We start from the raw sequence: 21,197 nt of genomic DNA on the forward strand, positions 1-21,197 counted from the left end.
GGCAGCGCGGCCACGTCTGGCGTTTGACGCTTCCTGATCGACTGGCGCGTTCTCACTCATGAGCTTTCTTCCCTGAAACCTGAAAACCGTTGCGGCTGCATACCGCAGCTTCTGGCCGGATCGTAGCCATGCACCCTATTCGAAACGGCCCGCCAGCGCCAACGCCTGTCGCAAAATCGACAAGAATTCCAATAGATTTGCGGTCGCTTTCCTTTTGCGGGAAGTCGCAAATCAGCTATGGACAAGCAGCCCTCGCGGGTTAGGTATTGACGCAATATTTTTGAGCTGCCGTGATTAAATCCACGCGGCAAGGAGCCCGAGAAAAAATGGCCGACGACGAGATCATCCTTTCCGAGCTTTCCGACGACGAACTCGTGCAGCAGATGCACGACGACCTTTACGACGGGCTGAAGGAAGAGATCGAGGAAGGAACGCAGATCCTGCTCGAGCGCGGCTGGGCGCCCTACAAGGTGTTGACCGAGGCGCTGGTCGAGGGCATGCGCATCGTCGGCGAGGATTTTCGCGACGGCATCCTGTTCGTTCCCGAAGTGCTGTTGTCCGCCAACGCGATGAAGGCCGGCATGTTCATCCTGCGTCCGCTGCTCGCCGCTACCGGCGCGCCGAAGCAGGGCAAGATGGTGATCGGCACCGTCAAGGGCGACATCCACGACATCGGCAAGAACCTCGTTGGCATGATGATGGAGGGTGCGGGCTTCGACGTCATCGACCTCGGCATCAACAATGCGGTCGAAAAATACCTGGATGCCATCGAGCAGCACCAGCCCGACATCATCGGCATGTCGGCGCTGCTGACGACAACCATGCCTTATATGAAGGTCGTTATCGACACGATGAAGGAAAAAGGCATCCGCGACGACTATGTCGTGCTGGTCGGAGGCGCGCCGCTGAACGAGGAATTCGGCAAGGCGGTCGGCGCCGATGCCTATTGCCGCGACGCGGCGGTGGCGGTCGAGACGGCCAAGGATTTCATGAAGCGCAAGCACAATGTGCGCGCTTCGGCCTGACCTTTAGCAAGGCCTTGCCAAAAGCCGCGCCTTGCAGCGCGGCTTTTTTGTTCCCAGATGTTGGAAACGGCTGCGAACGGATCAGGGTTTGTTGACGGTATCCTCAACGGCTTTCGCGGTGGATTTGACATCCTTACCGACGCCGCGCACCGTGTTGGCGCAAGCCGAAAGCGCCAGAGCGCAAGCAAGGATTGCTATCGGCGCAATGCGTAACAGTTTCATGGACGGTTTATCCCTCTCTCGATAGATTCGCCCCGAGCAACGAAGAACGGTTTGACTGGTTCCATGGCCAAGAGGCAAAAAACGAAACCGAATCAAGCGGACAGGCTGCTGGTCATCGCCTGCGGGATGATTGCGCGCGAAGTTCTGGCCGTCAAGGAGCAGCTCGGGCTCGACCATCTCGACCTGACCTGCCTGCCGGCGGAGTTCCATTTTTATCCCGATCGCATAGCGCCGGCCATGGACAAGGCGATCGAACAGGCCAAGGCGGACGGCTACGTCGACATTTTCGTCGGCTATGCCGATTGCGGCACCGGCGGCCTGCTTGATCGCGTCTGCGAGAAGCATGGCGTCGAACGCATGGCCGGGCCGCACTGCTTTGCCTTCTACCAGGGCATGGATGCCTATGCAAAAATCGCCGACGACGACATGATGTCGTTCTACATGACCGACTTTCTGTGCCGGCAGTTCGACGCCTTCTTCATGAAGCCGCTCGGCCTCGACAGGCATCCGGAGCTGATCAAGGATTATTTCGGCAATTACGAGAAGCTGGTCTATCTCGCCCAGACCGACGATCCCGAACTCGACAAGGTCGCCGAGAAAGCCGCAAAAATGCTCGGCCTTGCCTATGAGCGCCGCTCGACCGGCTATGGCGACCTGACGGAGGAGTTGGCGCAGGCTGCGGCCGTCGCCTGACTACTCAGACTCCGCTGCCAGCGCGGCAAGCACATCGGCAAAGCTCGTCTTGCAGACGAAGCCCAGCCTGTCCCTCGCCCGCGTGGCATCGTAGACGCGGTCGATCGAGGCAAACATCGTCCAGCCTTTTCGCGCATAGAGCGCCGGACAATTCGGAAAATAGCGCGCCACGACGGATGGGGCGTCTGAAATCAAGGCCTGGCAATCGTCGGGATTGAACGGTGTCGGCGCCGAGACGATGAAGGTGTCGAAGCCCAGTTGCGGCGCCTTCTCCAGCGCCGCGACATGGGCCTCGGCAGCGTCTTCCACCGTCAGGCGGCGGAACAACAGCTCATTGGCCTTGGTGTTGGCGTCCGACTGTTCGATCGCATGCGCCATATCGTCGGCCTCGGGAAAGAAGCGCGCCGTGCGCAGCACAATCACCGGCAGGCCGTGCTCGATGTGATAGAGGCGGCAAAGATGTTCGGCCGAAAGCTTGGTGACGCCATAGATGTTGCGCGGTTCCGGCGACATCTCTTCCGTCAGCCAAGCGGCTTTGCGCGCGCCACCGGTGAAGCCGGCGCGGATGGCTTGCGAGATCAACAGCGATGTCGTCGACGTGAAAACGAAGCGTTGAACGCCCGATGCCACCGCAGCTTCCAGCAGGTTGAGCGTGCCTTGCACGTTCGTCGCGACGAAATCGCTGTTGCCGTGGTTCTCGATGTTCGGCTTGTGCAGCGCGCCGCTGTGGATGATTGCCTCGATGCGGTTTTCGCTGACCGTTTGCATGACCAGGTCGCGGTCGGCGACCGACCCTATCATCTGCGTTTGCGCCGACGGAATGGGATCGAGGCCGATGACGTTGTGGCCAAGGGTCCGCAGGCGCGGCGCCAGCGCGCTGCCCAGCCAGCCTGACGATCCCGTCAGCAAGATCCGCATCGATGAAACCACGATTTTTAACCTGACGCTGTTAAGCACGGATGACAGGCCGCCGCGAACCGGTAAGTTATGCGCCAGACAGGAAAACAGGCTGCTCCAGACACAGTTGGGAAACGCACCGATGATCGCTCGTCTCTTGATTGCCGCAGGCGCTGTCTGCTTCACCCTGCCCGCGCTTGCCGACGGCGAGGTGCAGAAGCTCATCACCGCCGCGGACAAGGCGCGGCTCGACAAATATGGCGAGACGCGCAAGGCAGCCCTTGACGAGGCGAAGGCGGGTAGTCCCGCCGACGTCAAACAGCTCGACACCTTGCTGGCGAGGCCGCTGGCCGCCTTTTCCGACAAGGACCTGACCGGCAACTGGCAATGCCGCACCATCAAGGCCGGCGGGCTCGGCGCGCTGGTCATCTATGGCTGGTTCAAATGCAAGGTGAGCGACGACGGCTCGGGCTGGATGCTGGAAAAGGTCAGCGGCTCGCAACGCACCAAGGGCCGCTTCTTCAACGACGGCGAAAAGCGCGCCATCTATCTCGGCTCCTTCTCCGTCAACAACAATCCGGCGAAACCCTATGGCAGCGGCCCGCAAAGCGACCAGGTCGGCTACGCCTTCCGCAACAGCGCCAGTGAATGGCGTATCGAGTTCCCGGCGCCCTATTACGAATCGAAGCTCGACATCCTCGAATTCAAGCGCTGAGCCCTACTGATCACCACCCTGCTGATCACCAAGGATTAACCCGGACCGCCTAACGTCCGGCGCGCCAAGAGTCTATCCAGACGGCGTGTCGCGACCATGCAATCCTTGAAATCAGACCTGCCGCCGATCGTCGTCGTCACCGAGGGCGGGCCGCATATCTGGGCCATCATCAACGCCGTTGCCGGTCGACTTGGATCTGTCAGCGTCATCCTCGAAACGCCTGAATCCAAAAAGAAATTGCTGCTTGGGCGTGCCCGCTGCCAAGGCTGGTTGCAGGCCATCGGGCAACTGGGCACTATGGTGCTGACGCGGCTCGGCAAACGGTTTTTCGCCGGCCACGCGGCGCGCATCGTCGCCGAACAGAAACTGCAAACCGAACCGAAGTCCGACCAGAAGATCATTCACGTGTCTTCGGCTAATGCGCCGGAGTGCCTGCAGGCCATCGAGGACATCCGGCCCGGCGTCGTGCTGCTCGCCGGCTGCCGCCTGCTGTCGCGGCAGACGCTGGCCAAGTTGCGTTGCCCGGTCCTCAACTATCATGCCGGCATTGCGCCCAAATATCGCGGCATGAATGGCGGCTACTGGGCGCTGGCTTCCGGCGATGCGGAAAACTTCGGCACCACGGTGCATCTGGTCGACGCCGGCGTCGACACCGGCGGCGTGCTGCGGCAGGCGCGCGGCGAGCCTGGTCCGGGCGATACCATTTCAAGCTACGCGCTGCGGCAGGCGGCATTCTCACGCGACATCTGCGTCGAGGCGGTCGGCGATGCGCTGGCGGGAAAACTTGCCACATCGGATCCCGGCCCGCCTTCGAAACAATGGTACCACCCGACGATCTGGTTCTATCTCTGGACCGGATTGCGTCGCGGCGTGTGGTAGGCGCTGGCAAGCTGTTTGTATGCTATTGTCATACAGAAGGGGAGATTTGTCTGATGTCCAACATGGCTCCCGTCAGCGTTCGCGTCACTGTGGACGAAAGTGACATTCTCGAAGCCGCCGCCAGGCAGGCCCATACCAACCTCAGCGACTTCATCCGTCGCAAGGCGGTCGAAGCCGCCGAAATGGAGGTGCTGGACGGGCGCGTCGTGACAATTCCCGCAGCCGACTGGGAAAAATTCGAGGAGTGGGCGAAGTCGTCGCCGAAGACCCTTCCCGGGCTGCGTAGGCTCGCGGCGTCACGGCCCGTATGGCAGGATTGACGACGCCCCGGCTGCCTGCTGCAGATGACAACAGGGAACACGTTTGATTGCGGTCGCGAGTCGCTCGACAACTGACTTCGTCGCCATGCCTAGCGCAACTAGTTTGGCTTTCCTTTTCGCCGCTTACGATTGCGTCGCTTTTGAATGCGCGGGTGTCGTCCCATAACAAGCAGCCTGATGGCGCTTGCGGCAATGCTCGAAACTGTTGCATCGGCCCGAAAATCGAAATCGATCGTCAGAAAGCACAATGCAGTCGAGTGAAAGTGGTAGGGCATCCTTTCCAACTAGACGCAAAGCGCCCTGCAGGAGTGAGAATTCATGGCCGATCTGATCATCGTCTACTGGCGCGATATCCCCGCCCAGGTCATCGTCAAGAAAGGCCGGCAGAACGCCAAGCGCGAACTGCCGTTGCGCTTCACCGAGGCGATCGACATGTGCGCCATGCGCACCGGCGCCGGCGGCACCGACGACTATCTGGCAGAATGGCGCAAGGCCGACCCCGTGCCGGTCGGCGACGACCTCGAAGCCGAGGTTGAAAAAGCCTTTCAGGAGCTCGACGCGAAATACGACCGCGAGCGGCTGGTCGCTCTGGTAAAGGCGGGCGGGAAAGAAAATGTCTGAAACTGTTCCCGGCAAGGATGGCCCAAGGATTACCCAGCCGGTTACCCAGGCCACACTGGTCAAGAAGGCAGCGCCGAAATCCGACTACAAGCCAGCCGACGTGTCGCCGCAGCGGCGCGTCCAGCGCTCTTTTGCGGTGCGGCTGTGGTCGATCCGCCATTCGCGATTGCTCGAATGGTTCTATTCCAGGTTCGCCGACATGTTCCTGCTGCTGCATCCCTTGTGGAAGGGCATCGGCTACAACAGGGTCGAAGGCCCGATCAAATTCGTCGAAAAACGCGTCAAGGGTTTTATGTTCGACTGCCGCATGTGCGGCCAGTGCATCCTTTCCTCCACCGGCATGTCGTGCCCGATGAACTGCCCCAAGCAGTTGCGCAATGGCCCTTGCGGCGGTGTGCGCGCCAACGGCAATTGCGAGGTCGAGCCCGATATGCCTTGCGTCTGGGTGAAAGCCTGGGAAGGCTCCCGGAACATGGTGCATGGCGACAAGATCCTCGACGTGCAAAAGCCGGTCGACCAGTCGCTGCGCGAAACCTCGGCCTGGCTGCGGGTGACCGCGCAGGCCGCCGCCGCGCGCGAAGCCGCCAACGCCAAGACCGGGGCATCGGCATGATCGGCCGCCAGCGCGACGAGAACCCGGCCGGCATCCATCTGCCGCTTGAGCCCCTGCCCGGCCACACTTCGCGCGGCCGGCTGGAGCGCGTGCTTCGGCGCGGCGAGTTCGCGGTGACCACCGAGCTCAACCCGCCCGACAGCGCCGACCCCGAAGACGTCTACAACCGTGCGAAAATCTTCGACGGCTGGGTCGACGCCATCAACGCCGTCGATGCGTCGGGGGCCAATTGCCACATGTCGTCGGTCGGCATCTGCGCGCTGCTGACCCGCATGGGCTATGCCCCGATCATGCAGATCGCCTGCCGCGACAGGAACCGCATCGCCATCCAGGGCGACGTGCTGGGCGGGGCGGCAATGGGCGTCGCCAACATGCTGTGCCTGACCGGCGACGGCGTGCAGGCCGGCGACCAGCCCGGCGCCAAGCCGGTATTCGACCTCGACTGCATGTCGCTCTTAGAGACCTGCCGCATCATGCGCGACAATGGCAAGTTCCTGTCCGGCCGCAAGCTGACGACGCCGCCGCAGCTCTTCCTGGGGGCGGCGATCAACCCTTTCGCGCCGCCGATCGATTTCCGCCCGCATCGGCTGGGCAAGAAGATCGCCGCCGGCGCGCAGTTCGTGCAGAGCCAGTACTGCTTCGACGTGCCGATGTTCCGCACCTACATGCAGAAGGTCCGCGATCTCGGCTTCACGGAAAAATGCTTCATCCTGTGCGGCGTCGGGCCGCTGGCCTCGGCCAAGACCGCCAAATGGATCCGCTCCAACGTGCCGGGCATTCATATCCCCGACGCGATCATCACGCGGCTGGAAGGCGCCCAGGATCAGAAGAAGGAAGGCAAGCAGCTCTGCATCGACATCATCAACGAGGTCAAGGAAATATCAGGCGTTTCCGGTGTCCATGTGATGGCCTACCGCCAGGAGGAATATGTCGCCGAGATCGTCGATGAATCCGGCGTGCTGAAGGGCCGCCAGCCATGGAAGCGCGAAATCCGCCGCGACGACCAGATGGTCGCCGACCGGCTCGACCGCATCTTGCACGACGACATTACCGAAACGCAGGTCGACATGGTCAAGACGGCGCATTGATGATGCCAACCGTGACCATTCGCTTGATCGAAATCAGAAACGATATAAAGAACTCTTTATATCACGACGGAGAGATTTCATGACCCGGACGATCGTCGCCTCGGCGACACGAGAAATCATCATCGGCTTCGACCAGCCTTTCTGCGTGATCGGCGAACGCATCAACCCGACCGGCCGCAAGAAGCTGGCCGCCGAAATGGTGGCGGGCAATTTCGAGACCGTCATCAAGGACGCGCTGGAGCAGGCCGCCTGCGGCGCGACCATGCTCGACGTCAATGCCGGTGTCACCGCCGTCGACCCCAACGCGACCGAACCGGCGCTGCTGGTGCGGACGCTGGAGATCGTGCAGGGCCTGGTCGACCTGCCGCTGTCGATCGACAGCTCGGTGACCGCCGCGATCGAGGCGGCGCTGAAAGTCGCCAAAGGCCGCCCGCTGGTCAACTCCGTCACCGGCGAGGAAGAAAAGCTCGAGGCCATCCTGCCGCTGGTCAAGAAATACAACGTCCCGGTCGTCGCCATCTCCAACGACGAGACCGGCATTTCGATGGACCCGGACGTGCGCTTCGCCGTCGCCAAGAAGATCGTCCAGCGCTGCGCCGATTTCGGCATTCCGGCGCATGATGTCGTCGTCGACCCGCTTGTCATGCCGATCGGCGCGCTGGGCGATGCCGGCCGCCAGGTGTTCGCGCTGCTGCGCCGCCTGCGCGAGGAACTCAAGGTCAACACCACTTGCGGCCTCTCCAACATCTCCTTCGGCCTGCCGCACCGCCACGGCATCAACGCCGCCTTCATCCCGATGGTGATCGGCGCCGGCATGACCTCGGCGATCATGAACCCGGTGCGCCCGCAGGAAATGGAAGCGGTGCGCGGCGCCAATGTGCTGAACGGCACCGACGAGAACTGCACCAACTGGATCAGGACCTACAAGGACTATAAGCCGGCCGAAGGCGGCCAGGCGGTCGCGGCTCCCACGGCAGTCAACGCGCCAGGCGAAAATGGCGGCAATGGCGGCCGCCGGCGCGGCGGCCGTGAAGCGCGGATGGCCCGGGGATAAGCGCGCAACCGTGAACTCTCCCGCCAACATCACCGATCCGCTCGTGCTGTTCATGCCGTCGGGCAAGCGCGGCCGGTTTCCGGTCGGCACACCGGTGCTCGATGCCGCGCGCCAGCTCGGCGTCTATGTCGAGAGCGTGTGCGGCGGCCGCGCCACTTGCGGGCGCTGCCAGATCGAGGTGCAGGAAGGCAATTTCGCCAAGCACAAGATCGTCTCGTCCAACGATCACATCTCGCCCAAGGGCGCCAAGGAAGAGCGCTACGAACGCGTGCGCGGCCTGCCCGAACGACGGCGTCTCTCCTGCTCGGCGCAGATCCTCGGCGACCTCGTTGTCGACGTGCCGCAGGACACGGTCATCAACGCGCAGACCATCCGCAAGGATGCCGACACCAGGGTCATCGCCCGCGATTCGGCAATACATATGTGCTATGTCGAGATCGAAGAGCCCGACATGCACAATCCATCAGGCGATCTCGATCGCCTGAAGATCGCGCTGATGAAGGATTGGGGCCTCAAGAGCCTCGATTTCGATTTCCATCTGTTGCCGCAGGTGCAAGGCATCTTGCGCAAGGGCAACTGGACCGCGACCGCCGCGATCCATAAGGATGCCGAAAGCGAGACCCCGCGGGTCATTTCTTTGTGGCCCGGCCTGAAGAACGAGGCCTACGGTCTTGCCTGCGATATCGGCTCTACCACCATCGCCATGCATCTGGTGTCGCTGCTGTCCGGCCGCGTCGCCGCCTCGTCGGGCACGTCCAACCCGCAGATCCGCTTCGGCGAGGATCTGATGAGCCGTGTTTCCTATGTGATGATGAACCCGGACGGCCGCGAAGGCATGACCGTCGCGGTGCGCGAGGCGATCTCCGGCCTCGTCGACAAGGTCTGCGCGGAAGGCAACGTCCAGCGCAACGACATTCTGGATTCCGTCTTCGTCGGCAATCCGATCATGCATCATTTGTTCCTCGGCATCGACCCGACCGAGCTCGGCGGCGCGCCCTTCGCACTCGCCGTCTCGGGCGCGGTGCACATCAAGGCGTCGGATATCGGCCTGAAGCTCAACCAGGGCGCCAGGCTCTACATGCTGCCTTGCATCGCCGGCCATGTCGGCGCCGATGCGGCAGCGGTGACGCTGTCGGAAGGCCCGCACCGCCAGGACGAGATGATGCTGATCGTCGATGTCGGCACCAATGCCGAGATCGTGCTCGGCAATCGCCATCGGGTGGTGGCGGCCTCCTCGCCCACCGGCCCGGCCTTCGAGGGTGCTGAAATCTCCGGCGGCCAGCGTGCAGCGCCAGGCGCCATCGAGCGCGTGCGCATCGATCCCGACACGCTGGAGCCGAAATACCGCGTCATCGGCTCGGAACTGTGGTCCGACGAGCCGGGCTTCCTCGACAGCGTGCAGGCGACCGGCGTCACCGGCATCTGTGGCTCCGGCATCATCGAGGTGGTCGCCGAGATGTACCTCGCCGGCATCATCTCCGAGGATGGCGTCATCGACGGGTCGCTCGGCGCCCGCTCGCCGCGCGTCGTCGCCAATGGCCGCACCTTCTCCTACGTGCTGAAGGAAGGCGAGCCGAAGATCACCATCACCCAGACCGACATACGCGCCATCCAGCTGGCCAAGGCCGCACTTTATGCCGGCACCAAGCTCTTGATGGAAAAGCAGCACACCGAGCATGTCGACCGCATCCACTTCGCCGGCGCCTTCGGCTCCTTCATCGATCCGAAATACGCCATGGTGCTGGGCCTGATCCCGGATTGCGACCTCGACAAGGTTTCGGCCGTCGGCAACGCCGCCGGCGCCGGCGCGCGCATGGCGCTCTTGAACCGCGGCTACCGCCGCGAGATCGAGGAAACCGTCAGCCGGATCGAGAAGATCGAGACGGCGCTGGAGCCGAAATTCCAGGAGCATTTCGTCTACGCCATGGCGCTGCCGAACAAGGTCGACCCGTTCCCGAAACTGTCTGCGGCGGTGAAATTGCCGCCCCGGAAAACCGTCAGCGAGGACGGTGTTGCCGGCGACGCCGCCCCGCGACGGCGCTCGCGCGAAGGCCACGCGGCCCGGCGCGGCCGGGAGTGAAGAAACGCCGGACGGCTTGACGACCAATCAGATGCGCGACCACGCACCGATTTCCGCCCGCCCGATCACCACACTTCCGAGCGAGACGACCTCGTCGAGCATTCTTGACGACAGGGTTTTGGTATCGATCTCGCCTTTGACGACGATTCCGAGACGCTCCATGTCTGGTAGCAGCGTCCGCACAAGATCAGCGACAAGATCGAGCCGGTCGGCATCGGCCGGGCCCGAGCCGATAACGGATTCGAGCCGCATCGATGGTGGACGAATACCAGCGCTCACAAATGCGGCCTGCAATTTCGGACCCATGCTCGTTTCGGCGCCGAGGCGGCCAATGGTTTCGGCGCACATCGCACAGCAGCGGTCGTAGAGCGGCGCAGGCGGCACCGAGCGCGCGCCAGCCCAATCCAACTCGTGGAAAACGATGATGCCGCCAGGAGGCAAATGGGTCTTCAGTTTGGCCAATGCGACCGCAGGATCCGCCATGAACTGCAGGACGTAGCGGCCAGCAATTGCGTCGATGGCCTGCGCCAGGCGTATCTCCGTGGGATCACCCATATCGAACGTCACATTGTTCAATCCGAGCGCGGCGACCCGACGCCGGGCGACGTCGAGCGCCGTGGCGGAAGTATCCATTCCGACAACCCTTCCCGTCGGGCCGACCAAATCGGCAAGCAGGATGGCGACATCGCCAGCTCCCGAACCGACGTCGAGCACACACATCCCGGGAGCAATTCCCGCCTCCATGAAAAACCGTCGCGTGATCGGGTCAATCAGGCGTGCTTGGGTACTGAGGCGCTGCAACTCCAGCTCGGAATGGCCGAGCGCATATGGCATTTCGCTGATTGCGTCGGCACTGCCCATCACAACCTCTCGTCTGTCGGCATGAAGACACTAACAGCGCCGGACGCTGTAAACCAGCGCTGGTCAGAAGTTCTGGCCCATCGCGACAGTCATACAGAAGGCGACAACGGCGCTTCGCCCCAATTTCATTTGCATGCAAATGTTTCCGGATCGACCCAGACTGAAACAAACGGCCGTTTTCGCGAAATCCCTCCGATACATGCGTGGCGCATTTAACAGTCATGGAATGGCAGGCAGGATATGTCTTGCCGCCGTCGCGGTATCCAAGGGAGATGACGATGTCGATGTTCGAAAGCCTCGGTCGCTATGGCGCGGCCCTCAAGCATGCACACAAGAGGCACAGGTCGGTCCGGGCTCTGAACAGTCTGCCGGCTGAGATCCAGCGGGACATCGGCTGGCCCGTGTCGCAGCGCGATGACCCGCAGGCCAAGCTGGCGGCCCTGCTGCTGGGTTCACAGCGCTGATGACCTTCGCCGATAAATGCAAACTGCTCGGCAAGCGCCGGAGCCGTGATGCAGCTCCGGCGGCGGCCGACACCAGGCTGCGCGCCGCGCTGCTGCCCCGGCGCTGAGCGTCGCGGTGCGCGGACGAACGCTGGCCCTGGTCGCCAGATCACAGCACCGTGTTGACACCGCGCAAATCTTGACATTTTGGACGAAGATACGATCTTCGGATTGTGGGGGTTCTCTTAGTCGGCTCAGCCGAAGTCCGTGTGTCCGCATGCCCAGTTTGAAAAGCCACGTCGTGTCCTTCGTGCTCAGGCATAGCCGCAAGCAGGCTTTTTCCAGCCCGGAAAACCTGCAGCGCTGGATCGCCTATGCCCGCAAGACCGAGGACCACCGGCCGCCTGCTTCGCTGCATCAGCGCTTCGATATCACGACGCGCAGCGTCGGCGGTTTTCCCGTCTATGACATCGCACCCAAGGCTGGCGAGCGGAAACGGATCCTTTACCTGCATGGCGGCGCCTATGTCTTTCAAATCACGTCCTATCATTGGGGGCTGATCGCCGAGATGGCCAACCGGGTGGGCTTCGGCATCACCGTGCCGATCTATCCGATCGCCCCCGAACACGATTTCCACGCCATGTTCGGCATGGTCGGCGAGGTCTACCGGCAGATGCTGTACGAAACGGAAGCCGAGGACATCGTCTTCATGGGCGATTCCGCCGGCGGCAACATGGCCGTGGTGCTGACCATGATGGCGGCGGAAGACGCCCTGCCCCTGCCTTCGCGCCATGTGCTGATTTCGCCCGGCCTCGATATGTCGCTCGCCAACCCTGAAGTGTTCGAGGCGGAACGCTACGATCCGTGGCTGGGCATTTCGGGCGGAATGGAGGCGGTCCGGCTCTACAGCGCCGGCATCGATCGCAGCGACTGGCACATCAGCCCGCTTTACGGCGACCTCTCGGTGCTGCCGAAAACGCTGCTTCTGACCGGCTCGCACGATCTGCTCAGCCCCGACAATCTGATCTTCGCCGAGAGAGCGCGCGCCGCCGGCGTCCAAGTGGAAGTCGTCTACGAGGAAGGCATGTTCCACGTCTGGCCGCTGATCGAGATGCCCGAGGCGAGGCGGGCGCGGGACAGCATCGTGGCCTTCTTGGCCGGTGAACCCCAAACACGCCGAGCCGAAGCCAGCTGGTGGCTGCAAGGCCAGATCGCGACGTAACCGCTCACGAACCGGTTGGGTCGGTCGGATCAGAATTTCCCGGTTTCCCTGAACACTTCGAAGGTCGCGCGGATATGGTCCGCGACCGCCTTCACCGGCGCGCTGGCGTCCGGCGCCACGACCATGGCGAGGTTGTAGGTGCCGATGTCGGGCATGCCGTCCTTCGGGCAAAGCTCGACCATGTCGTTGCCGAGGAAGGATTTCGGCAGCGGCGCCACCGCAAGGTCGGACATGATCGCGGCGCGCTGGCCGGCCGTATGCGCACTCATATAGGCGACGCGGTAGTTGCGGCCCTCGCGGCCGAGCGCTTCGAGCGCCCCTGCCCGCCAGGCGCAGCCCTCTTCCCACAAGGAGACCGGCAGCGGCTCGCGCAGATGCGCGCAGCCACCCTTGGCGCCGGCCCAGACGATCGGCTCGGTCAGCAGCACTTCGGCGCCGAGCGCGCTGCTCTTGTAGGAATTGGTGAGCAGCGTGATGTCGAGCGCCCGGTCGTCCATGCGACGGCGCAGATTGCTGCTTTGGTCGATGGTGACGTCGACGGCGATCGACGGATGCGACTGGGCAAAACGCTTCAACACATGCGGCAGGACGCGCTCGCCATAATCGTCCGGCGAACCGAGCCGCACCACCCCGACAATGTCGGGGATGATGAATTTCGACACCACCTCGCGGTTGATCGACAATAGCCGGCGGGCATAGCCGAGCAGCATCTCGCCATCCGTGGTCAGTGTCACCGAACGCGCGTCGCGCGCGAACACCGATCGGCCGAGAATGTCCTCGAGCTTCTTGATCTGCATGGAGACGGCCGACGGCGTGCGGAACACGGCATTGGCCGCGGTGGTGAAGCTGCCGGTCTCGGCGATAGCCACGAAAGTGCGCAGGACGTCGAGATCGAGCAGTGGCAGCGGATGATTGAGTGGGGCGTTCATGGGAACCGACCTTCAATTTTTCTGATGCAAACCATCATTCCATTTCGTTTGATTGAACATCACTTTGGGAGGATAGTCAACTCCATCGAAGCAGGGCGGGATCGAAAGCGGTCTTGAAACGACCATGACACGAACCTGCATTCGACACGAAATGAAGCTGAAACAAACCTTGTGTAGCGCTTCCCATGCACAGCGACCTGAAAACCAACGGCCAACACGCAAAGGAGAACGAAATGTCTATCCTGTCGTCCATCGGTCGCATCGCGGCCGAATTCAGCGAGGCCCGCGCCCGCTACCAGACCGAACGCGCCATCCGTGCGCTGCCGATCGAACTGCAGAAGGATATCGGCTGGCCTGAAGCCGCCGACACCAAGACCAGCACGCGCCATGGCGTCGGATCCTGGGCTGGAGCAAAGTAGATCGTGTGTACCAAGTGCTGAAGGCCTGCCGCACGAAGCCGTCCGGCAGGCCTTTTCTATTTCATTGCATTCAAACGAATTCAGGAGCCATGCCGCCGCTGCATGGCGCGCATGAGTAAGCCGCATAGCAGCTCAGATTTTGAACTAACCGACTGTAAATAATCGAAAATCTGGGCACTCTGCCCAAATTTGTCGCATTCCGCGTCGCTTTTCATATCAAGCGCTTCGCTTTTGTCATTTAGTTTCCCCTCACGTAAGCCTATATCAGCGCCAGCAAACGAGCTGCCCCACTCCATCAAGCGAAGGCGACCCGTCTGAGCAACCGAATGGAGATGACAATGAAGCTTTTTGCCCGCCTCTTCCCCCGCCGTGAAATGAACTTGACCACCGCGCTCGAGCGCCAGCGCCTTGCCAACACCATGCCCGGCCAGACCGGTGCCATGAATGCGGCGCGCCTCGGCTTCGTCGCCTGATTTGACAAGCTCATAAGCAGCACTCGTGCTGCTGCTTCGAATTTGATCACCGCGCCGCTTCGGTCCAACCGAGGCGGCGTTTTCATTATGCACCACCGCATCCGGCACATCTGCTCAATCCGGTGGCATGTCGATCGTTCGCCGCATAGCGATTGCCCATTTGCGACCCATGTCGCAAATAAAGTCATTCCGTTGCCACCTAGCCAATTGACAGGAAAGGTTTTTCCTGATGTCGCTATGCTGATCGCGACATCCTGTTCGCGCCATTGCAGCGTGAGGATTCCCCTGTGAACGTCGTAAAGCATCCGGTCAGACGATCATTTGTATTCTTCCTGATCCCCGATTTCACCATGATCGCCTTTGCGACGGCACTCGATCCGTTGCGCTCTGCCAACCGCATGCTCGGCTACGAAGCCTATCGCTGGCGTCTCGCCAGCATCGACGGCAAGCCGGTGCGCGCCTCCAACGGTGTCGAATGCGCCGTCAACACCTCGCTCGAGGAAGAGCGCAAGAAGATGTCCGGGCCGGACCGGCCGTCAATGGCGATCGTCTGCAGCGGCATCAATGTCGAGCGCTACCAGAACAAATCGGCCTTCGCCTGGCTGCGCGAGGAGTATAACCGGGGCGTCGCCGTCGGCGGCTTGTGCACTGGCGCGCATATACTGGCCGCCGCCGGCCTGTTGTCCAACAAGCGCTGCGCCATCCATTGGGAAAACCTGCCCGGCTTCTCCGAGGCCTTCCCGAAAGCCAATGTCTTCGCCGACCTCTTCGAGATCGACCAGAATGTCTACACCTGCGCCGGCGGCACCGCCGCACTCGACATGATGCTGAAGCTGATCGGCGACGATTTTGATGAGAGCCTGGTGAACCGGGTGTGCGAGCAGGTGCTGACCGACCGCGTGCGCAGCCCGACCGACCGCCAGCGCCTGCCGCTGCGCGCCCGCCTTGGCGTGCAGAATTCCAAGGTGCTGACCATCATCGAATTGATGGAAGCGAATCTTTCCGAGCCGCTGTCGCTGATCGAGATCGCCGATCATGTCGACCTGTCGCGCCGCCAGATCGAGCGTCTGTTCCGCACCGAGATGGGCAGGTCCCCTGCCCGCTACTATCTGGAGATCCGGCTCGACCGGGCCAGGCATTTGCTGATCCAGTCGTCGATGCCGGTGGTCGAGGTGGCGGTCGCCTGCGGCTTCGTCTCGGCCTCGCATTTCTCCAAATGCTACCGGGAGCTCTATGCGCGCTCGCCGCAGCAGGAGCGCGTCGACCGCAAGCAATTGCTGGCTGCCTGAGGACGCGTCGCGGAGAAGGCTGGCAACCGGATACGGCCTCGGCCGTCGACGATCTCAGTATCGGTCGCAATAGCACTCGGCAGACGAGATGCGGTCATTCCAGCCAATCCGCTGAAGATTGCGGAGCCCGCGATTGATTTCGAGCGAGCGGCCGCCCATCCTTGAGTCCTGATAGACGACAAGCGTACAGCCCCTGCGCACCATCACCGAAGAGATCCGATCGTTCCAGAACTGGCCGCCGCGAAAATTGACCCTGTCGTCGGGTTCCATCTCCAGTGAGCGTCCGCGAAAATTGGCATCTTCAAACATCACGCATGCAGGCTCTTCGTAATAGGCGCTCGCGCTGCCGACACAAAGCGCTGACGCGACGGCTGTCAGGACTGCAATTCTTTTCATCGGTATTTCTCCGTTTTGACCGATCGCGGTTACTCTGGAGCAATTCCAGGAAAAGTGTAAAGCGGTTTTCCCCGGAAAAGCGCGTAGCGCTTTCCCTTGGGAATTGCGCAAAAACAAAGAGATAGAGCGGTTCGGCGTTTCAGTGAAACGATGAACCGCTCTAGCGGCTGTCGAACATCCAGCTTCGGTCGCGCCACATTTTTTCGCCGATCAGGCAATCGGTGACCGGTCTGTCCCGCGCCAGCACCACCGGCGGGTACGCCACTTCGTCCGCCGCCCATTGCGGCGAGTCGGGCCCGGCAAGCTCCAGCACCAGCTTGCGGCGGATCGCTTCGGGAAACTGCGTCCAGTCATTGACCGGGATCATGAACGCGCCGGGGCCGCCGATGACACAGTCGGTGTAGTAACGGTCGAGATCATTGACGTCGTAGACGCTGGTGAAGCCGCTTCTGGTCATCAGCGGCAGGCCATTGATGGTGATGCCTTGCTTGACCAGTCCGTCGCGGATGATGTTGACGGGAGCACCCTGATTGTTGGGGCCGTCGCCCGAAACGTCGATGACCCGCTTGATGCCCTGAAAGCCGCTCTCGGCGAAGAGGTCGCTGGAAAATTCCAGCGCCCCGGAAATCGATGTGCGCCGGGCGCTGTTGGGCGGGCGGGCGGAGAGCTGTTCGACCACCCGCTCGGCGTCGGCGCGATTGGCGATCACCGTCCACGGCACGATGACATGCTGCCAGGTCGTGCCGGCCCATTCGACATAGGTGACGGCGATCTTGCCATAAGCGCCGTCGGCGATGGCCTGCAGCACGTCGTCATGCGTCAGCGCCGCCGCATAGCCTTGACGCTGGATCTCGAGTTCGTCCGGCGACATGGACAGCGAAACATCGACGGCCAGCACCAGTTCGATGTCGACGGGCTCGTCCGCAAGCGAAGCAGGCGTGAACCCGGGCACGAGCACCAGCGCGGCGCTGCCTAAGAGAAGCTGTCTTGCGCGGGCAAAAGCAGACATACCGCAACGTAAGCGAGAATCAGCGCCGCACAAAGAGAAAAGCCCGGCGACAGCCGGGCTTAACAACTCACATTTTTGCGACCGCAAAAACCGGCCGCACCGGACAGCCGATCGTCAGGCACAAGCTCGGAGGCTCAACTGCGCGGCTTGAGGTTCTCCGGGTCGTAGAGCGGCTTGTAGCCGACGGCGGCGACTTCGACCGGATAGGTCTCGCCGAAATATTCGACATTGAGTTTGCGGCCTTCCTGGCAGTACGCCCAAGGCAGATAGGCGAGCCCGATGTTCTTGCCGATGGTCGGACCATAGGCCATCGAGGTCGTGAAGGACCGGCGGCCGAGTTCGTCGACCAGCGTCTCGCCGGTCTGCTGATCCATCACCGGCATCGTGCCGACGGGGTAGCGGGCAACGCCTTTGGAATCAACATTGTTGGTCATGACCAGCGTGCAAAGCATCGCCGGCTGGTGCTCGCGGGCGCGATACTCGACATGCCTGGCTTTGCCGCAGAAATCGCTCTCCTTGACCTTTGGGCGGGCGAGATCGGCTTCCAGCAGATTGTACTCGGTCAGGAGGTCGGCGTTCTGCAGGCGCAGGCTCTTCTCCATGCGGCGGGTGTTGGCATAGGTCTCGACGCCGAAGGGCATCACGCCGGTCGAACGCAGCGCGTCCCAGACGGCGAGCCCGTCTTCGTAGCGCATATGCAGCTCCCAGCCCTGCTCGCCGACATAGGAGATGCGGAAAGCGGTGACATCCTTGCCGCCGATCCTGACCGGTTTGATCGCCGCGAAGGGGAAATTTTCCAGTGACAGCCCATCAGGATCTTCGACCACTTTCTGCAGCGTCGCCCGGGCGTTCGGACCCCAGATGCCGATGGTTACGAATTTCTCGGTCACATCGGTGATGGTGACGTCGAAACCTTTATCCTCAGCGGTGCGGCGCATATACTGGAAATCGCGCGGCCCGGCGTCGGCGCCGTCGATGACCCGGCAGCGGTCGGCCATGCGGATCACGGTAAAGTCGGCCCGCACCATGCCCTCCTCGTCGAGGAAGTGGGTGTAGATGCCCTTGCCGATATTGTTGTCGCCGCCGATCTTGGCCGCGCACAGCCATTCCAGCAATGCGACATGGTCCGGGCCTTCGACGTCATACATGGAGAAATGCGACAGGTTGACGATGCCGCAATCCTCGCTCATGGCGAGATGTTCGGCATTGGAGACGCGCCAGAAATGGCGGTTGTCCCACTCGTTTTGGCGTACCGGCACCCGGTTGCCGTACTTCTCCAGAAGATGCTCGTTGGCGGCGTAGCCATGCGCGCGCTCCCAGCCGCCCAGCTCCATGAAGTAGCCGCCGAGCTCCTTTTCGCGCTCCCAGAATGGCGAACGCCTGATGTTGCGGCCCTTGGAGAACGGCTCGCGCGGATGCACCGCCGGATTGTAGACTTTCATCGCCGTCTCGGTGCAGCGGTCCCAGATGAACTGCTCCTTCGTCTGGTGCGGATAGAAGCGCGCATAATCGATGGCGTGATGGTCGATCGATGTACGGCCGTCGGTCATCCAGTCGGCGATCAGCTTGCCCATGCCGGGACCGTCCTTGACCCAGATGGCGACCGCATACCAGAGGCCCCTCACCTTCTGGCTCTCACCCATGGACGGGCCGCCATCCGCCGTCACTTGCAGCAGGCCGTTGAAGGAATGGCTTTCGTTATAGCCGAGTTCGCCGAGGATCGGCGTCAGTTCCATGGCGCGTTCGAGTGGCGCCAGGATCTGCTCCATGTCGAGGTCGCGCTGCGAGGGTGAAAGCCGCGCCTGATCCTTTTCCAGGAGGTCGCGCGGATGGCAGAGGCGCGGATTGGTTTCTTCGTAATAGCCCCATTCGATCTGCCCGCCTTCGGCGGTCCTGGGATCGCCGGTGTCGCGCATATAGGCCGAGTTGCCCTGGTCGCGCAGCAACGGCCAGCCGATCTCCTTGCCGGTGCCGGCGAACTCGGTGTACGGCCCGAAGAAGGTCAGCGGATGGTCGATCGGCATGACCGGCAGATCCTCGCCGACCATCTCGGCGGTCAACCGGCCCCATATGCCCGTGCAGACCACGACATAATCGGCTTTGATGGTGCCACGGTCGGTCACCACGCCCATGATACGGCCGTCCTCGACGATGAGCGATCTGGCCGGCGTGTTGGCGAATGATTTGAGCTTGCCCGAGGCCTCCGCCTGGTCGACCAGCTTGCCGGCGACGGTCTGCGAGCGCGGGATGACGAGGCCGGCATCGGGATCCCACAGACCACCTTGCACAATCTCTTCTTCGATAAGCGGAAATTTCTGCTTGATCTCGGCCGGTTCGATCAGCCGGGCGCGTGTGCCAAAAGCCTTTGCCGAGGCGATCTTGCGCTTGATCTCTTCCATGCGGGCGTCATCGCCAACGCGGGCGACCTCAAGGCCGCCGATGCGCGCGTAATGGCCCATCTTTTCGTAGAAATCGATCGAGTAGAGCGTCGTCCAGCAGGACAGGAAATCATGGCTGGTCGTATAGCAGAAGTCGGAAGCGTGCGCCGTCGAGCCGATATCGGTAGGGATGCCCGATTTGTCGATGCCGACGATATCGGTCCAGCCGCGTTCGATCAAATGATGGGCGACCGACGCGCCGACAATGCCGCCCAGCCCGATAATGACGACCTTGGCCTTTTCCGGAAATCCTGCCATTGCCCGCGACTCCAAAGTGGTAAAGCGGGCACCCGGCGCCCGTTTGATCGGCGCACAATATGCAGACGACGGCCGTCCCGCTACCGCCTGTTTGCGACACGCTACAGGTGCGGCGCGACCCGACAAAGTCAGGTGCTTTCGAGGAGCCCGGAACTATCCTTCAGGCGAAGGCCCAGACGTCCTCGGCCTGGAAGCCGACCTGATAGCCGGCGGTCTTGAGCTTGACCACGACCTGGCCGATCTCCGGGGCCGGCAACGCCCCGACCTCGACCTTGATCATGCCCGGATGATAGCGCTTGAGGTCGAGTTGCTCGAAGACGATCCAGTCGGCGCCCTCGCAATCGACGAGGAAGGCGTCGATATGGGTGATGCCGTTGCGATCGAGCAGAATCTGCAGCGTTTCCGACGGCACTTCGATATCCCTGAGGTGCGGCGCGAATTTGTTGAAGTTGGCGTCGGCCTCGCCCCAGGCATTCTTGCCCGACATCAGATTGGTGTCGGTCACCGACGAGCAGCCGATGAACTCAAGCGGCAGCGTGCCGGCCTCAAGTGCGGCGGCATCGAAGGTGTGGACCGTAATCGTCCCCTTGGTCTTCGTCACCGCCACCGGCTCGATGATGAAGCGGTCCGTGTCGGGATAGTTGGCGCGCAACCGTTTCTGGTTGTACGGGATCGGCTCGACCAGCACCGCGCGAGCGTGCCGGATGCGGTGCAGCCACGGCGTCACGTCATCGAACAGCGCGCCATCGCAGGCGCCGACATTGACCATCTGGAACGGTCTTTTTGCCCCACTGAGGCGCGCTCTAAGCGCGGCCTTCGCCAGGAACTTCGTCCCACGCAGCGACGGGCTGCGGTCGATGACGCCTGTGGGGAGGCCGAGCGACAGCGCGATGCGCGCCAGGCCGGAAACGGAGTTCATGGCTTATCTCCCGGAATGACGTGCAATGGTTCGGCACCGCGCCCTCTGGTGCTCGCCAACGTCCACAACGCCATGAATGGGCCAGCCAGCAGCAGGAAAGGCGGGATCAGGTTGGGAAAGTAAATGCGGGTGTCGTGGATCGGGAAGACGGTGAACTTCGCCAGCACGCCGAGCACAAGCGCCGCAAACAGGATGCCGGCGCGGCGGTCGAGCTTGAAGCCGGCGCGGCGCGACGCATACCAACCCGCCAGCGCCAGCACCGAGACGCCGACCCAGCTGTTCAGGCTGATGGCGCGGACCAGGGAGGCGGCAAATGCCCTAAGGACAGTCGTCA

23 protein-coding genes and 1 pseudogene are annotated in these 21,197 nt (G+C 62.2%); 14 read left to right on the forward strand and 10 right to left on the reverse strand.

Going from position 1 to position 21,197, the window contains the following annotated elements; translation table 11 throughout:
• Nucleotides 1–326: 326 nt before the first annotated feature.
• On the forward strand, nucleotides 327–1,025 hold the full coding sequence (locus MESS2_RS20870; RefSeq protein WP_008876431.1) for a corrinoid protein: 699 nt from the start codon (nucleotides 327–329) through the stop codon (nucleotides 1,023–1,025).
• Nucleotides 1,026–1,106: 81 nt separating this feature from the next.
• Here the strand turns inward: MESS2_RS20870 and MESS2_RS20875 are convergent, their stop codons facing one another.
• Nucleotides 1,107–1,247: an entericidin A/B family lipoprotein gene (locus MESS2_RS20875; protein ID WP_040593619.1), complete on the reverse strand. Its 141-nt coding sequence runs from the start codon at nucleotides 1,245–1,247 to the stop codon at nucleotides 1,107–1,109.
• 63 nt (nucleotides 1,248–1,310) lie between these two features.
• Here MESS2_RS20875 and MESS2_RS20880 point away from each other — a divergent pair, with 63 nt between their 5' ends.
• Nucleotides 1,311–1,940, forward strand: a complete 630-nt coding sequence (locus MESS2_RS20880; RefSeq protein WP_008876432.1) for a DUF1638 domain-containing protein — start codon at nucleotides 1,311–1,313, stop codon at nucleotides 1,938–1,940.
• On the opposite strand, the gene MESS2_RS20885 is transcribed toward MESS2_RS20880, so the two are convergent.
• Nucleotides 1,941–2,858: an NAD-dependent epimerase/dehydratase family protein gene (locus MESS2_RS20885; protein ID WP_008876433.1), complete on the reverse strand. Its 918-nt coding sequence runs from the start codon at nucleotides 2,856–2,858 to the stop codon at nucleotides 1,941–1,943.
• A gap of 121 nt (nucleotides 2,859–2,979) precedes the next feature.
• Between MESS2_RS20885 and MESS2_RS20890 the strand changes: the two genes are divergently transcribed.
• From MESS2_RS20890 to MESS2_RS20925, 8 genes are all read left to right on the forward strand, one after another.
• Complete coding sequence (locus MESS2_RS20890) at nucleotides 2,980–3,552, forward strand: DUF4893 domain-containing protein (RefSeq protein ID WP_008876434.1); 573 nt, start codon at nucleotides 2,980–2,982, stop codon at nucleotides 3,550–3,552.
• A gap of 96 nt (nucleotides 3,553–3,648) precedes the next feature.
• On the forward strand, nucleotides 3,649–4,431 hold the full coding sequence (locus tag MESS2_RS20895) for a formyl transferase (RefSeq protein ID WP_008876435.1): 783 nt from the start codon (nucleotides 3,649–3,651) through the stop codon (nucleotides 4,429–4,431).
• 53 nt (nucleotides 4,432–4,484) lie between these two features.
• Nucleotides 4,485–4,751 (forward strand): type II toxin-antitoxin system TacA family antitoxin, encoded by a 267-nt coding sequence (locus MESS2_RS20900; RefSeq protein WP_008876436.1) that lies wholly within the window; start codon nucleotides 4,485–4,487, stop codon nucleotides 4,749–4,751.
• Nucleotides 4,752–5,069: 318 nt separating this feature from the next.
• Nucleotides 5,070–5,372 carry a virulence factor gene (locus MESS2_RS20905; RefSeq protein ID WP_008876438.1) on the forward strand — a complete coding sequence of 101 codons (303 nt, stop codon included), beginning with the start codon at nucleotides 5,070–5,072 and terminating at the stop codon, nucleotides 5,370–5,372.
• Nucleotides 5,365–5,985 carry a methylenetetrahydrofolate reductase C-terminal domain-containing protein gene (locus MESS2_RS20910; protein WP_008876439.1) on the forward strand — a complete coding sequence of 207 codons (621 nt, stop codon included), beginning with the start codon at nucleotides 5,365–5,367 and terminating at the stop codon, nucleotides 5,983–5,985. The genes MESS2_RS20905 and MESS2_RS20910 overlap by 8 nt, the downstream gene beginning before the upstream one ends.
• Nucleotides 5,982–7,073 (forward strand): methylenetetrahydrofolate reductase, encoded by a 1,092-nt coding sequence (locus tag MESS2_RS20915; protein ID WP_008876440.1) that lies wholly within the window; start codon nucleotides 5,982–5,984, stop codon nucleotides 7,071–7,073. Before MESS2_RS20910 ends, MESS2_RS20915 begins: the two co-directional genes overlap by 4 nt.
• Before the next feature lie 79 nt (nucleotides 7,074–7,152).
• The gene (locus MESS2_RS20920; RefSeq protein WP_008876441.1) at nucleotides 7,153–8,127 is read left to right on the forward strand and encodes a methyltetrahydrofolate cobalamin methyltransferase; all 975 of its coding nucleotides are present in this window, start codon (nucleotides 7,153–7,155) and stop codon (nucleotides 8,125–8,127) included.
• On the forward strand, nucleotides 8,078–10,207 hold the full coding sequence (locus tag MESS2_RS20925; protein WP_040593624.1) for an ASKHA domain-containing protein: 2,130 nt from the start codon (nucleotides 8,078–8,080) through the stop codon (nucleotides 10,205–10,207). The genes MESS2_RS20920 and MESS2_RS20925 overlap by 50 nt, the downstream gene beginning before the upstream one ends.
• 27 nt (nucleotides 10,208–10,234) lie before the next feature.
• Here the strand turns inward: MESS2_RS20925 and MESS2_RS20930 are convergent, their stop codons facing one another.
• Nucleotides 10,235–11,068, reverse strand: coding sequence for a class I SAM-dependent methyltransferase (locus tag MESS2_RS20930; RefSeq protein ID WP_008876443.1), 834 nt, complete (start codon nucleotides 11,066–11,068; stop codon nucleotides 10,235–10,237).
• A gap of 278 nt (nucleotides 11,069–11,346) precedes the next feature.
• On the opposite strand from MESS2_RS20930, the gene MESS2_RS20935 reads away from it, so the two are divergent.
• Both MESS2_RS20935 and MESS2_RS20940 read left to right on the forward strand, forming a co-directional pair.
• Nucleotides 11,347–11,532 (forward strand): hypothetical protein, encoded by a 186-nt coding sequence (locus MESS2_RS20935; protein WP_008876445.1) that lies wholly within the window; start codon nucleotides 11,347–11,349, stop codon nucleotides 11,530–11,532.
• 256 nt (nucleotides 11,533–11,788) lie between these two features.
• Nucleotides 11,789–12,733: an alpha/beta hydrolase gene (locus tag MESS2_RS20940; RefSeq protein ID WP_008876446.1), complete on the forward strand. Its 945-nt coding sequence runs from the start codon at nucleotides 11,789–11,791 to the stop codon at nucleotides 12,731–12,733.
• Nucleotides 12,734–12,762: 29 nt separating this feature from the next.
• Here the strand turns inward: MESS2_RS20940 and MESS2_RS20945 are convergent, their stop codons facing one another.
• Nucleotides 12,763–13,662: a LysR substrate-binding domain-containing protein gene (locus MESS2_RS20945; RefSeq protein ID WP_008876447.1), complete on the reverse strand. Its 900-nt coding sequence runs from the start codon at nucleotides 13,660–13,662 to the stop codon at nucleotides 12,763–12,765.
• Between the two features lie 233 nt (nucleotides 13,663–13,895).
• On the opposite strand from MESS2_RS20945, the gene MESS2_RS20950 reads away from it, so the two are divergent.
• Nucleotides 13,896–14,081 (forward strand): hypothetical protein, encoded by a 186-nt coding sequence (locus MESS2_RS20950; protein ID WP_008876448.1) that lies wholly within the window; start codon nucleotides 13,896–13,898, stop codon nucleotides 14,079–14,081.
• An 80-nt stretch (nucleotides 14,082–14,161) separates the two neighbouring features.
• On the opposite strand, the gene MESS2_RS32780 is transcribed toward MESS2_RS20950, so the two are convergent.
• Nucleotides 14,162–14,662 (reverse strand): hypothetical protein, encoded by a 501-nt coding sequence (locus MESS2_RS32780; RefSeq protein WP_008876449.1) that lies wholly within the window; start codon nucleotides 14,660–14,662, stop codon nucleotides 14,162–14,164.
• Nucleotides 14,663–14,904: 242 nt separating this feature from the next.
• On the opposite strand from MESS2_RS32780, the gene MESS2_RS20960 reads away from it, so the two are divergent.
• Nucleotides 14,905–15,843 carry a GlxA family transcriptional regulator gene (locus MESS2_RS20960; protein WP_425277758.1) on the forward strand — a complete coding sequence of 313 codons (939 nt, stop codon included), beginning with the start codon at nucleotides 14,905–14,907 and terminating at the stop codon, nucleotides 15,841–15,843.
• Nucleotides 15,844–15,897: 54 nt separating this feature from the next.
• On the opposite strand, the gene MESS2_RS20965 is transcribed toward MESS2_RS20960, so the two are convergent.
• From MESS2_RS20965 to MESS2_RS20985, 5 genes and pseudogenes are all read right to left on the reverse strand, one after another.
• Nucleotides 15,898–16,239 carry a peptidase inhibitor family I36 protein gene (locus tag MESS2_RS20965; protein WP_008876451.1) on the reverse strand — a complete coding sequence of 114 codons (342 nt, stop codon included), beginning with the start codon at nucleotides 16,237–16,239 and terminating at the stop codon, nucleotides 15,898–15,900.
• A 160-nt stretch (nucleotides 16,240–16,399) separates the two neighbouring features.
• Nucleotides 16,400–17,248 (reverse strand): DUF1194 domain-containing protein, encoded by an 849-nt coding sequence (locus MESS2_RS20970; protein ID WP_008876453.1) that lies wholly within the window; start codon nucleotides 17,246–17,248, stop codon nucleotides 16,400–16,402.
• 134 nt (nucleotides 17,249–17,382) lie between these two features.
• Nucleotides 17,383–19,944 (reverse strand): GcvT family protein, encoded by a 2,562-nt coding sequence (locus tag MESS2_RS20975; protein ID WP_008876454.1) that lies wholly within the window; start codon nucleotides 19,942–19,944, stop codon nucleotides 17,383–17,385.
• 160 nt (nucleotides 19,945–20,104) lie between these two features.
• Nucleotides 20,105–20,863 (reverse strand): FkbM family methyltransferase, encoded by a 759-nt coding sequence (locus MESS2_RS20980; protein ID WP_008876455.1) that lies wholly within the window; start codon nucleotides 20,861–20,863, stop codon nucleotides 20,105–20,107.
• Nucleotides 20,860–21,197 (reverse strand): annotated as a pseudogene (locus MESS2_RS20985) (hypothetical protein); the annotation flags it as partial. The pseudogene MESS2_RS20985 and the gene MESS2_RS20980, both read right to left, overlap by 4 nt.

Source organism: Mesorhizobium metallidurans STM 2683, assembly GCF_000350085.1.
GTDB classification, from domain to species: domain Bacteria; phylum Pseudomonadota; class Alphaproteobacteria; order Rhizobiales; family Rhizobiaceae; genus Mesorhizobium; species Mesorhizobium metallidurans.